We start from the raw sequence: 13,384 nt of genomic DNA on the forward strand, positions 1-13,384 counted from the left end.
TTAATTTTATTTACCAATGCCTCTAACACGAGCATCATATAATTCGTTAAACCACATTGTTTTGAATAAGGCGTTAATCTTATCTTCTGTCATTTTATTGTAAAAATCCAACTTCTTATCAATGAAGTTTAATAATTCTGAATCTACTTCTTCACTAAACTTATCTTTGATATTATCCTTTGAGTTTCCTTTATTAAAGAAAGACATTAACTCTTGGTTAGAATATATGTTTTCTTTCATTTTTTTAAACTCGACTTTGTCTTCATCAGTCAATTCTATACCATAGGTTTCATTTAAAACCTTTATTATTTTTGTTAAAAAATCTAATTCATCTTCGTTACCACCCATAGCTCCACTTGGTTTCATTCCTTCTTGTTCACCATCTGCTGATTCTAACTTTAATTGGGTTGTGTATTTATGTTGAATTTTATAACTATCTAACTCTACATCGTTTACTACATCTAATGGCAAAGATGTTTTGGCATAAGGCAACTTTTTAATTAAAGCTGTTAAAAACACATATACTTTTTCTAATTCTACATCGGTAAATGTGATGATTTGGCTTAAAAAACGATACAGTTTCACAAAAGAACTCGCTGCACTTTTAAAAGCAGCTTGGTCTTCCTCTTCTAAATCATCTACAAAACGACTTGCTATCTCCTCTAAAATAGGCTGTAACTTTTCAAAGTCATCTTTTGGACTAAAGAATATATTGGCAAAAGCTTCTACTTCTTGAGGATAGTACACTTCAAAACTTTCCACTTGATTTAAGCTATCATAAATAGCATTAGGGTCTGTTAAGTTTTCTTCCTGAATAAAGTTTTTTCCATAATACTGCTGAAAATCGGCTTGTACATCTTCTGGGTCGTTTACAAAATCTAATACCATTGTAGCTTCTTTACCACGTGCTTTTCTATTTAAACGCGATAAGGTTTGTACTGTGCTTGTGCCTCCTAATTTTTTGTCAACAAACATTGTGTGCATCATTGGTTCATCGAACCCTGTTTGATATTTATTTGCTACAATTAACAATCTATATTTAGGTAATTTTAATGCATCTACTATTGCTATTTTACCACCTAAATCATTCATTTTATTTTCGGTGTATTCCTCACCAGTTTCATCATCTTTTACAGTACCTGAAAAAGCTACTAAAGCTTCATATGGCAACTTCATTTCACGCATTATATCATCAAACTTTCGCTTAAATCTTACAGCGTGTAAACGAGATTTAGTAACGAGCATCCCTCTTGCTTTTCCTTGAATTTTATTTTGAGTTTCGGCTGCAAAATGTTCTAAAATAATACGTGCCTTCTTTTCAATTGCGTGGTCTTGTAAATCGACATAATTACCTAAAACACGTACTGTTTTTTTCTTTTCGTATTCTTTATCTTCTATATCGCTACGCTTAATTAATTTGTAATAGCGTTTAAATGACATATAGTTTTCTAGTACATCTAAAATGAAACCTTCTTTAATAGCTTGTTCCATTGAGTACACATCAAAAGGTTCCTTACCACCATCTGGTTGTACTGTACCAAATAACTCAATGGTTTTAGGTTTTGGGGTTGCGGTAAAGGCAAATTGTGAAATATTAGGTTGTTGCCCTTTTTTACTAATTTCATCTGCTATTACCTCATCTAAATCCTTTTCAGGTGTATCTTTTTCTGCTGCTTCTTCTAAACTTAATGCTTTACGCATATGCCTTGAAGTTTCCCCAGACTGTGAACTATGCGCTTCATCAATAATTACTGCATATTTCTTATCTAACTTTTGAGATACTTCATCTGAAATTACAGGGAATTTCTGAATGGTAGTAATAATGATTCGCGTACCGTGTTCTATTTCTCTTTTTAAATCTTTCGCCGTTGTTTTTTCATCTAAATAAGCAACCATACCTGGTATGTTATCTATCTGCCTGATGTTTTCTTGAATTTGAGTATTTAATACACGTCTATCCGTTAATACAAAAATAGAATCGAATAAGGCTGTTTGGTCTGTATAGTTTTGGTAGAAATTAGCCAAACGATATGCTAACCAAGTAATGGTATTGGATTTACCTGAACCTGCTGAATGTTGTATTAAATAGTTAGTGCCTGTGCCATCAATTTTTAATTGGTCTAATAAACGCCTAACCGCTTTTAATTGATGAAATCTTGGAAACAATAATTTGGTAGATTTTTTTTCTACAATAGCTTTCTTTTTAGCATCGTAAACTTTTTCAACATCTTCTTGTAGATTGACAAAGTTTTGTGCTAAATCCAATACTGAATCTTTACGTAAAATATCTTCCCAAACATAGGCTGTGGCAAAACCATTGGGGTTGTGATTTCTTAACCCTTGATTGAATGGTAAAAAGAATGTTGATTTACCATCCAATTTGGTGGTCATAAACACTTTTTCTGTACCGATAGCAAAGTGTACCAAACAACGCTGAAACTCTAACAAGGGTTCCCCATTAGGGTCTCGGTCTTGCATATACTGTTTAATAGCATTGTGGTGGTTTTGCCCTGTAAGAGCATTTTTTAATTCAGCTGTAGCTACTGGAATACCATTAATAAAGAAACATAGGTCTAACTCGTTATTATTTTTAGTAGAATAAGCTAGTTGCCTAATGACAGATAAACGATTTTGTTTATACCAAGTTTCGTGTTCTGGTGTTTTGTTATTAGCAGGTTGAAAATATACCAAATCTAAACGTTCACCAGAAATACGTAATTTACTGCGTAAGGTTTTTAAGGTTTTGTTATTGCGTAAACTTTTGGCAACAGCTTCTACAATTTTAGTATCTGTAGTTACCCCTAAATGGGTTTGTATGTTTTGGTATTTCTTGGGTTGACTTTCTTTTATAAATGCCAATACATCTTCTGGTATGATGCATAATTTTTTGTCATACTTATTTTTGTTTACCAAATTATACTCTTTAACCTCTTGAGTTAAATAGTTTACTATATGGTCTTCAAAATGTATTTCTTTAGTTCCTCCTGCCATAATTATTCTTGTCCGTTTTGTTGCGCACTATCAATAAGGGTTTGATTAATATCTTTTTTAGGTTGAAAGTTACCAAGCTCCTTTAATTTAGTTGCTTGAGTTACTAAATTGTCTCTACCTGTACTTAATTGACCATAAGCATCATCATAGGCTGATTTTGCTCTATCAATATTATCTCCCACTTTTTCCATATTCTCTACAAAGCCAACAAATTTTTTATATAGTTTTTCGCCTCTACCTGCAATTTCTATGGCATTTTGGTTTTGGTACTCCCGTTTCCATAAATCCACTATTAATTTTAAAGCCGTTATTAAATTGGTTGGATTCATTAATAGGATACGCTTATCGTAAGCATAATTCCATAAGTTTGGATCTGACTGCATCGCTGCAATGTAGGCAGGTTCGCTTGGGATAAACATCATCACAAAATCGAGTGCTTTGTCGTAATCGTCATAGCCTTTAGCACTTAAACCTATGATGTGGTTTTTAATTGCTTTTACGTGCTCTTCTATAGCTTCTGATTGTTGTTCTGGTGTGGTTGCCTCAAAATAACGTGTAAATGCATTTAATGATACTTTAGAATCTATGATAACATTGCGTTCATCAGGATATTTAATTAAAGCATCAGGACGCATTTTTTTACCTTCCACCTCTGAACGTAAGGCTTTACCATCTGGACCAAATAACTGATGCTCCATAAAATACTCTTGCCCTTTAGCAAGTCCAGAAATCTCTAAAATATTCTCCAAAATCATTTCTCCCCAACGCCCTTGTGTTTTTACTTCGCCTTTTAGTGCATTGGTTAAATTGATAGCATCTTGACTAATTTTATCGCTTTTCTCTGCTAATTCTTTTACTTTTTCACCTAATGAAAAACGTTCTTTTGCTTCTTTATCATAAACCTCTTCTACTTTGGTTTTAAATGCTGCTATATCCTTATTTAAAGGTTTTAGTAACTCATTAATTTTAGCTTCGTTCACTTCTGAAAAGGACTTTGTGTTATCTTTTAATATTTCACTAGCAATGTTTTTAAATTCTGCATTGAATTTTTTACCCATTGCATCCATTTCCTCTTTTTGAGATACTAATTTTTCTTTTAACGACTTATTATCTGCATTGGCAGTTGCCAATTGGCTATTTAAGGCATTATAAGACTCTGTTTTAGCATTAAAACCTTCTTCCAACTTGTTGAATTGCAATTGTAGTTTGTTAAGGTCTTTTTCTAAACCATCCAATGCTACTTTTTTTTCGGCAATAGTTGTTTTAAGGTTACTTATCTCATTTTTGAGCGTACTATTTTCTTCACTTAAAGCATCTACTTCTTTTTGTAAGACTGTTTGCTCATCTTGAGCGTGCGTTGTTTGTGCTTTTAAGGTTGCATTTTGTGCTGAAAACTGCTGCTTTAACCATAGGTAAGCTATAACAGCACCTATAATTAGACCTACAATAAGATATATATACTTTGCTTCCATAATTAGCTATTTGGTTTTTGCCAATCTCTTACATCTATTTTACCCGTTACTGCTTCTGAAATTAAAGACTCACGATAATCTTTGAGTTTTTGGATTGAAGTTTGAATTTTATAAATAGTTGTGTTTGTTTCTTCAGTTTCCTGCTTTAAATAATGCACTATTTGTTCTCTTTCTTTTTGCTTTTTAGGAAATGCAATTTGCATATTATTTAATACACCAATTGTCAATTGATTTATTGTAGAAGAAAGAAAAAGACTTGATAATGCAGAAAAAATATCTGAATTAAAAAAATAATAGATAAAATCATTAAAATTAGAACGATAAACTGTCATAAATGCTCCCCAAGTTTCATTTTCTACTCGCTCATCCAAAATGATATTTTTCCCTATAAGATTTCTGCTTCCGTTTCTTGAACACAAAAGAATATCTCCTTTTTGTGAAATATATTTATCTGCAATCTTCTTATTGACGTAAACAGTATCTTGAAGGTCTAGCTTTCCTTTTTGAATATTTGATGACCTTAAAACTAAAGTACCCTTTTCGGAAACATCATTTGGACTATAAGTGATACCCGTAATTGATTCACCGAGAAATTTCAATTTCACCACTTCCCAATGCTTTGGAATTTCACCTAACCACTCAATGCCACTATCTTTTAATTCTACATTTTTGTTTAAGCCTTTAGTTACTGCTTCGTTAATAATGGCTTGTCGTTGCTCCTGTAGTTTTTGTATAAGGGTTTCTTTTTTGCTAATTAAGGTATCTATTAATTGGGTATGGTAATCGAGATAGGCTGCGATTTGCGTTTGTTCTTTTATTCCAACAAAGGGAATATGAAGTTTTTTTATAATATCTTGACTGATATTAGGTTGACCACCACCATAAGCAAGACTCAACAAAAAATTTCTACTTGCTAAAAGAAAATAAAACAGGAACTGGCTGTTAAGAGATTCATCAGGGTTAATTACACAACACGCTTGATTAGTTGCCATATTCTTTTTGATAATTCCTAATTTACCTATTGTCGCTCCGTATAATGCAATTACAACCGAGTTCTTTGGAAATATTTTTAAAGCAGAATAATCATTTAATGCTAATTGAGTGATATATTTTGAAGAGTCAAGTACTTCTCCATCATTTAAGTCACCTGTATTTAACCAACTTATATCTCCATTGTAATATTTTAAGTTATCACTTTTTGGTGTTGAACCACTTCCAATTGATTCAGTAAAATAATACAATCTACCTATTTCCCAACTTTCTGGAATCTCACCAATCCATTCTACATCACTGTCCTTATATTTCTCGTATGCCTTTTCCATTAGCTAATCAAGTCTTTTAATAAGTTAGCAATGTCATTTTCCAAGGTTATAATTTCAGTTTTAATTTCACTCGCAGGTCGTAAAGGTGTGTAGTTGTAAAAATACTTGGTAAAGTTAATTTCGTAACCAATACGGGTTTTATCGTAGTCTATCCAGGCATTAGGTACGTGTGGTTTTACTTCTGTTTCAAAATAGGTTTCTACATCTTCTGTAAGGGGAACGCTTTCATTATCACGTTTTTTGGTATCGGGTTTTGGATTGCCTTTACTGTCTTTAACAATATTTCCTTTAGTATCTACTTTAGGCTGTTCTACCGTTAATTGGTAGTAACCAAAGTATTCATTATCGAATATTTTAGAGTGTTCGTTTTCCTCGAAGTTTTGGTACATTTCCAATAACTGCGCAATGTGTTGCGATGTGATTTCGTTTCGTTTGTTACCCAAACTCTTTTTATTGGGTTGGCAGAATAGGTGTTTTTCTTTGTCTTTACCATTACCTTCTGTAATTATGGTTTCTTTAGCATCACCATTTATCAACTGCACTTTCCCTTTACGATTTGGTGCTTTATTATTGGTTAAAAACCAGATGTACGTGTTAATACCAGTGTTATAAAACAAATCTTTAGGTAATGCTACGATACATTCTAGCCAATCGTTTTCTATAATCCAACGACGAATATCGCTCTCGCCACTACCCGCAGAACCTGTAAATAAAGGTGAACCATTGGTAACTACACCAATACGTGAACCTTCACGCTCCATTTTAGATAACATATGTTGTAAGAACAGTAATTGCCCATCACTTACTCGTGGTGTACCTGCATAGAAACGACCAGAAGGGTTTAAGGCTTCATTCTCTATAAATTTTCGGTCTTTTTTCCACGTAACGCCGTACGGTGGATTTGCCATCATATAATGAAAGGATTTCCCTTGAAAACGGTCTTCGCTAAATGAGTTACCGTGTTTAATATTATTAGCATCTTCTCCAGTAATTAAGGCTTCGGATTTCGCTATGGCATACGATTGTTCGTTAATTTCTTGTCCGTAAGTTACCAATGTTGGTTTATGATTGCTATCGGCACATACCTTATCGAGAATAAACTTTTTACCCAAATTTACCATACCACCAGTACCACAGGCAGGGTCAAAAATGGTACGAATGATACCTGGTTGCGATAGCTTTTCTTTTTCACCTGCAAACAAGAAATTATTCATAATTTCAATCACATCACGAGGTGTAAAATGCTCTCCTGCGGTTTCGTTAGATTGCTCGTTTGAAATACGAATTAACTCCTCGAACACATAACCCATACCGTGATTGTCGATAGCCTCTGTATGTAAATCAATTTTACAGATAGCATCAATCATTTCATAGAGTAATTTGTTTTTAACCAATCGTGACACAATTTTATCGAATTGGAAACTCTCTAAAATTTCTTGTACTTCTGGGTTAAAACTTTGCAAGTAGTTGTTAAAGTTGATTTCTATGTATTGCGGTTCGTCTTTTAAAGATTGTAAGGTATGTTTAGACGTATTATAAAATTTTAATCCACCTGCCGCTTTACGCAATACAGGAATTAATTTTTCTGATGATAGTTTGTCGTGAAATTTTTCGAAGGTCTCACGTACTTTTGCATTCACAGGTTGTAAAATACAATCTAACCTACGGATAACTACAAATGGTAATACAACATCGCCAATCTCATTTTTTTTGAAGGCATCACGCAATACATCGTCTGTAATCTGCCAAATAAATCCTACTTCTACTTTATTATTTTGGTTGCTCATTTTTAGTGTTTGTTGTCTTTTATTTTGTTTGACATTGCAAATATGGGAATAATGTGTGCATTTTTAGTGCACATATATTTTTAATTAATTTAATAGTCTATTTTTAATTGTTTTATCTCCATTACACCCAAAAAGACTTCTATCTATTTGGTTTTTATTTACTGCTACATAACCCGCAATACCATTACAATGCTTACTTATCTGATCTATCAATTTTATTGCTGATTGAAAATGTTTTGTGCCTGAATTATCTAAATTTGAGAATATCTCTAAATATTCAAAATCGTTCTCTTCTTTAACTTTCTCTAAATTATTTGAATAAAAGACATCAAAACCCTTGTCTGATTTATTGACTACATAGTTACTTACAATTCTTCTTTTATGAATTTCTGATTTCGCTAAAACAAGTTCAATATTTATTGGGTATTCTCGTAATTGTTTAATAGCTAATACTAACTTACCATATTCTTTTATCCACCAATCGTTAGATTTCTCTTTACTATTAGGTGCAACGACAGTGATATGATATTCAATTTCTAATTGGTCTGGTAAATACGCATTTATAAAAGGAACCAAATTACTTAAACCTCTATTCAAGCCATTATCTTCATTTGTAAAGAAATAATTATCACAAATTACAAGACTGTTAGAAAGTGGTTTGTTAAAATGGATGATGCCTTGCCATCCATCTTTTATTTCAGCATTTTTATCAAGTTCTATAAAAAAAGTTTTAGAAAATAAATCTTCTGGAACATTTGCGCTTGAAAAAACAGCCATTCCCATCTTATTTTGAACATCTATAGCTGCATCATTATCAATATCTAAAACAAAAATACCATTAGGTTTTTCTATTGTTTGAGACAAATCTTTTTTAACCTGTTCTATATAACCACCTAAAGCAACAGGAAGCTTCATTGTACCTGAACTATTATAGGCAATATAAAGTGGGTCTAACTCATCAGTAATTTTAGCATCAAGTTCTTCATCGGAAATATTTAAACATAGATGAATACCACTTTTAATAATTTTATTCCAATGAGGCATTTCTTCTTCAAACAAAGCAAATTCCTCTATTTTATTGGGTTCAATATAGAGTGTTATCATTGTGCTTTATTTTTACGAAGTTCTTTAATCATTTTTAGTGTTAGACTTCCAGCTTCGTCATAAAAACCAGGACCAAAATCTCTATTAAATTTTCCTTGACTATTATATTCCATTTGATAAGGTCCGTCTTCTTTATGGAAGTAAAAAATTGAAAAAGGGTTAGGATTCAGTTCTTGATTAGATAAATAATCATTCTCTAAAGCTAATAGTTGAGAGCGCCTAACAATATATTCAGAATGTGTTTCTATGATAAAGTTGAATTTATATTCTTTGTTTACATAGTGGAAAAAATCTGATAATTTGGACTGTAAAGCAGGGTGTAGATTTAATTCGGGCTCTTCAACTAAAACAGTGAAAAACTTTTTATTCTTTTTACTTGAACGAATTAAACTTGCTATTTTTAAAATGAGTGTCATTGCTTGTAAAGACCCCATACCCTTATCTGAAAGTGATACTGCTATTTGAGAATCCTTTTCAAAGATTTTAAATTCATAAGCTTCTCCTGCTTGCATATTAATAGTGAAATCTACACCAACTTCAAATACTTGCATCCATTCTTTGATAAACCTTGTCTCCTCATTATTTTTTTCTCCAGCTGTTAACTGATAAAAATTATGAATGGCTTGAGCAAGTGCATTGTTCTTGTCTCTTAAATAAAAAAGTGCTGATTGTTTAGATGGGTTTGCACCTATAAAATAAAAGTATTGTCTGTTTATTGATTGTGTTATGTTATTAGAAAAATCTGTTAAGTGACCACTATTTCTTTTTAACTCTAATACATCATCAAAATTCTTAATTTCCTTTTTACTCTTGGTTGATAGTACTTCGTTATGTCTTATAAATTTTTCGATGGTGGCTCTTAAAAGATTATCATCATTATTGTCATATGGTAATACATCGGATAAAGGATATGTTAAGGTATACTGCTTATCACCCTTTAACTTGTTTTCTTTTGGAAGTAATTTTTTAGCGTCTTTAAGCTTTTCACTTGCCTTTCTATAAGCTGTCATTAATTCAATTGACTCTTTAGAAGTTTTATCTGTTATAGCGTCTAATTCCTCCTGTAATTCAGACACTGAATCTTCAAGTTGTTTGATTACGTCAATTTTATTATCATCAACTTTTTCATCTTCAATAAGCTCTTTACTTACCGTAATATTACCTTTTGAATAATTGATATTTAAGTTAATACCCGTTTTAGCATCATTAACACTTAATACATTTACTTTTGCTTTCGTGTTTTCATCTTGTCCGGATATAATGATTTGAATATCAAATTCATCCAATTCATATTCAAATGTAATGGTAGGCTCTTTAGATATATTGTTTTTAGCTCTACCAAAGGTTACAATATTAGCATCTTCAAGAACTACATTATCAAAAGAAAAACTATCTGACAACTGATTTTGTAAGTAATCGGTAATTAATAGTAATGCTTTTACCATTGTAGATTTACCTGAATTGTTTCGTCCTACCATATAGGTAATATTTCCTAATTGAAGCATTGGGAAATTTTGGAAACGTCTGAAATTTTTAAAGGCAATACCTTTTGTTTGTTTATTCATTTTTTCAAATATTGTTCTTATTAGTGCATTGTATCTACACTGTTATAGTTACCCATCATCATTTTAGTTCTTTCTTTTAAAGACTTCCTTAATGTTTCGGGTTCTAATACTGTTAGTCTTTCACCGTATTGTAATAGCATACTTTCTAATTCGTAATTTGGAATGAGCTGTAAGCTTATATCAATATGGTCTTGTTGCTCTTGCTTAATTTTTTGAGAACCGTGTAATGGTTTTGTTTTAATATATGGCCATAATGATTTTTCAATTCTTATGGTTATTTCAATAGGGGTTTGATTTTCGTCAAAAGTTACACCGATTATATCTTCAAAGTATTCTTTAAAATCGATACGGGTTTTTGCATATTCCTTATCTGATATTTCAATATTAATTATACGGTCTAATGCCAAATTAGTAATGTTATCAAAATTTGGGTTTTTACCAAATGAAAACCAACGGTTATTATACTGCTTTAAGTAATACGGATGAAACTCTATAATGGTGTTTAATTCTGATTTAAAACTCTTGTAAGTAACTAATAAAACCGTTTTATTAATAATGGCGTGGTATAGCGTATTAATAAATTCTTTACCCTTTAAAAATTCATTCTGATCGAACTCAATAATTTCGTTAGCCTGTTCACCAAATTGAAAGGATGCTTCTAATCTGGTTGTTATATTTTCAATCCATTCAAATTGAGGTAAGCCTTTAAACCTGTTTAATGTTATTAATGTTTCCTTTAATTCTAATGCTTCTGATTCGGTTAGTGGTTGATTATTGATAGAGAAATTTACATCACTGTAGTAATAATATACCTTTCTACCCATTTTATCCTTTTCAATGGGTGCGTTATAACCGTTCTCACTCATCATAAAAGCTATATCGTCATATACTTGCCTTTTCTGAACACCTTCTGCTTTTCCTGTAAAGTTTTCAATAGCAGATTGACAAGCATTTACTAAATCATCAATAAAATACCTTTTAGATTTATTTCTGAAACATTTATCTAATGCTTGATATCGGATTATGGCGTGTTTTGTGTTTGGCATATTGCTTAACTGAAATTATATTTTATTACAAAAACCATAATGTTTCTTGTCCGAAAGGTGGTATTTCCTTGCTATTAAATCGAGGTGCTATTTCTGCCACCATTTCAGGGTATTTTATAGTTATAGGTACATTTTGTTGTCTTAATGATTTCCAATACAGTCTACTAAATTGATATACTTGTTCAATTAGTTTTCTAATCATTTTACTATCATTTAAAGCCTCTGGTGTTGGACTTGATATTTTAAGTTTTATTGGAAATGAGTAACTTGAATTACTTGGATATTTTACAGTATTGTTATACCTCAAATTATTAAAGAGTAAATATTTATATACTCCTTTGGGACCAATATTTATATATGTACCACTCATTGGAATTAACTCACCATTCCAATTTTGGTCAAAAGCTATTATATCTTCTGATTTTGTTTTATTGATATTTAGAACAAATAGAGGACAAGGCAATTTAAGTTTATCCATCATTTCCAATACAGGTTGTATTTCCTCATCCTTCATATCCTTATAAAAGTGAATAACTATTTTTTCAGGTGTTTTGTTGGTTGGAACATATTGCCATATTGCTTCACTAATTGCTCCAGCTAATCCCTTTGTATCTGATTTACTGAAATAATGAAATTCATTAAACCTTCCATTATTTTTAAAACTGAATGCACTTGCTACATATCGTATATTTTCTTCGGTATTTTTAAATGCACCTACACCTATAACTAATTCATTTTTAGGTTTAACATTTAGTTGCCAAGGTGTACCATCTAATTTTGCTAATAAGGCTAATGAAATGTTTGTTAAATCGTATATGAACTTATGTTGATTTCTTCTAAATCTATCAAACTCTATTACTTGAGATATAATTCTTTTATATAAAAGCTGTTCTTTAACCTTATAATACACTAACCTTTTTTCAAGATTAGGTTCGTGCTTGTTAAAAGGACTTAAATAAATAGCAACATAATTAATATTAGGGTCAGATTTAAAATCTTTTATGCCTTTTGAAATTTGAGGTAATGGATTTTCTAAATCATCAAATACTATATTGACATTATTATCGAAATGTGCTAAAACACCTGCATAAATATTTAAACCTTTATACCAACTTGTACCATCTTCTAATAACTCTTGAAGCTTTTCTACTTCTTTAGTATAACTTGTATGATGTATAAAGAAGAAATGCACATTATCTAACTGACAAGGGTTTAAAGGCTTTAAATTTTTAAAATCTATTTTGGGGTTTCTACCAACACCATTTTGAAACACTAAATCATTGCTTTCATCAGTAACTTCACCTATTCGATTTATTTCTACAGGTAAGTAATCGTCATTATTAACAGGGATAACTTTCTTAAATTCTTCACTTAAAATGAAATGTTGAATAAACTTATCGATTTTGTGTTTATAACTTATGTATTTATTGGAATCATCTTTAGGTTCTGGTTGAATATTAAATGCTGTTCGTAAATCATTATTCAAAATGGCATAAGCCTTTGTATTATCATCAATAAATTCCTTTTCCTTATGATATTTTAATAACCTCATTTTATATACAACTTTATTAAGATTTGTTGTTGAGGTATGTTTTATAATTTCAGAAATAGGTTTTTTAAACACTTTAGCCATACCATCATAAGAAATAACTAACTCACCATATACACTAACTTCTTTAATTTGTACTTTGACAGTAAACTTATAATACTGTGCAAAACTTTTATTTTGATATGATCTATTACCTATCCAAATTTGATTATCATTCACAAAGTTTTGACCAACAAGTTTTTTTATGCTTTTAAAGAATTTTTTGATTCGCCAATTATAGTAATGCTTTATTAAGTCGGTTGGTTGTTCTTTTAGATTGAGTTTTAAAGGCAAATAACCTTCCTTTTCATAAATAAATGATGTGTAGATAAAATCAGGATTTTCTTCTTTTATACCAGGAAACAAATCTTCTATATTGGTTGGAAACTTTGTTTTATACAACTTTTGCGCATTTCCAATTTTCTCTTTACTTAAATAAAAAGTTATTGGTTTGTCTGGTAAATCAAATGTTATGATATTAAAATATAGTTCCTGACTCATAAGACTTG

At 31.0% G+C, this 13,384-nt stretch carries 8 protein-coding genes; all 8 read right to left on the bottom strand.

The window, feature by feature from the left end:
• Positions 1-6: 6 nt before the first annotated feature.
• The 8 genes from BXY80_RS13500 to BXY80_RS13535 all read right to left on the bottom strand — a co-directional run bounded on the left by BXY80_RS13500 (position 7) and on the right by BXY80_RS13535 (position 13,376).
• Entirely contained in the window at positions 7-2,991 is a 2,985-nt protein-coding gene (locus BXY80_RS13500; protein WP_120202833.1) for a type I restriction endonuclease subunit R, read from the bottom strand.
• 2 nt (positions 2,992-2,993) lie between these two features.
• On the bottom strand, positions 2,994-4,463 hold the full coding sequence (rmuC, locus tag BXY80_RS13505) for a DNA recombination protein RmuC (protein ID WP_120202834.1): 1,470 nt from the start codon (positions 4,461-4,463) through the stop codon (positions 2,994-2,996).
• 2 nt (positions 4,464-4,465) lie between these two features.
• Positions 4,466-5,785, bottom strand: a complete 1,320-nt coding sequence (locus BXY80_RS13510) for a restriction endonuclease subunit S (RefSeq protein ID WP_120202836.1) — start codon at positions 5,783-5,785, stop codon at positions 4,466-4,468.
• Entirely contained in the window at positions 5,785-7,572 is a 1,788-nt protein-coding gene (locus tag BXY80_RS13515; RefSeq protein ID WP_120202838.1) for a type I restriction-modification system subunit M, read from the bottom strand. The genes BXY80_RS13510 and BXY80_RS13515 overlap by 1 nt, the downstream gene beginning before the upstream one ends.
• A gap of 84 nt (positions 7,573-7,656) precedes the next feature.
• Entirely contained in the window at positions 7,657-8,676 is a 1,020-nt protein-coding gene (locus BXY80_RS13520) for a hypothetical protein (protein WP_120202840.1), read from the bottom strand.
• On the bottom strand, positions 8,673-10,241 hold the full coding sequence (locus tag BXY80_RS13525) for an AAA family ATPase (RefSeq protein ID WP_120202842.1): 1,569 nt from the start codon (positions 10,239-10,241) through the stop codon (positions 8,673-8,675). Before BXY80_RS13525 ends, BXY80_RS13520 begins: the two co-directional genes overlap by 4 nt.
• Positions 10,242-10,261: 20 nt before the next feature.
• Positions 10,262-11,287, bottom strand: coding sequence for a helix-turn-helix transcriptional regulator (locus BXY80_RS13530; RefSeq protein WP_120202844.1), 1,026 nt, complete (start codon positions 11,285-11,287; stop codon positions 10,262-10,264).
• Between the two features lie 25 nt (positions 11,288-11,312).
• Positions 11,313-13,376 (bottom strand): Piwi domain-containing protein, encoded by a 2,064-nt coding sequence (locus tag BXY80_RS13535; protein ID WP_120202846.1) that lies wholly within the window; start codon positions 13,374-13,376, stop codon positions 11,313-11,315.
• Positions 13,377-13,384: the final 8 nt, after the last annotated feature.

This window comes from Ichthyenterobacterium magnum, assembly GCF_003610635.1.
GTDB lineage: Bacteria > Bacteroidota > Bacteroidia > Flavobacteriales > Flavobacteriaceae > Ichthyenterobacterium > Ichthyenterobacterium magnum.

What these genes read in the sequence shown, in the direction of transcription:
- BXY80_RS13510 (WP_120202836.1), bottom strand. Translation starts at nt 5,785, where the DNA reads ATGGAAAAGGCATACGAGAAATATAAGGACAGTGATGTAGAATGGATT.
- BXY80_RS13535 (WP_120202846.1), bottom strand. Translation starts at nt 13,376, where the DNA reads ATGAGTCAGGAACTATATTTTAATATCATAACATTTGATTTACCAGAC.
- BXY80_RS13525 (WP_120202842.1), bottom strand. Translation starts at nt 10,241, where the DNA reads ATGAATAAACAAACAAAAGGTATTGCCTTTAAAAATTTCAGACGTTTC.
- BXY80_RS13520 (WP_120202840.1), bottom strand. Translation starts at nt 8,676, where the DNA reads ATGATAACACTCTATATTGAACCCAATAAAATAGAGGAATTTGCTTTG.
- BXY80_RS13515 (WP_120202838.1), bottom strand. Translation starts at nt 7,572, where the DNA reads ATGAGCAACCAAAATAATAAAGTAGAAGTAGGATTTATTTGGCAGATT.
- rmuC (WP_120202834.1), bottom strand. Translation starts at nt 4,463, where the DNA reads ATGGAAGCAAAGTATATATATCTTATTGTAGGTCTAATTATAGGTGCT.
- BXY80_RS13500 (WP_120202833.1), bottom strand. Translation starts at nt 2,991, where the DNA reads ATGGCAGGAGGAACTAAAGAAATACATTTTGAAGACCATATAGTAAAC.
- BXY80_RS13530 (WP_120202844.1), bottom strand. Translation starts at nt 11,287, where the DNA reads ATGCCAAACACAAAACACGCCATAATCCGATATCAAGCATTAGATAAA.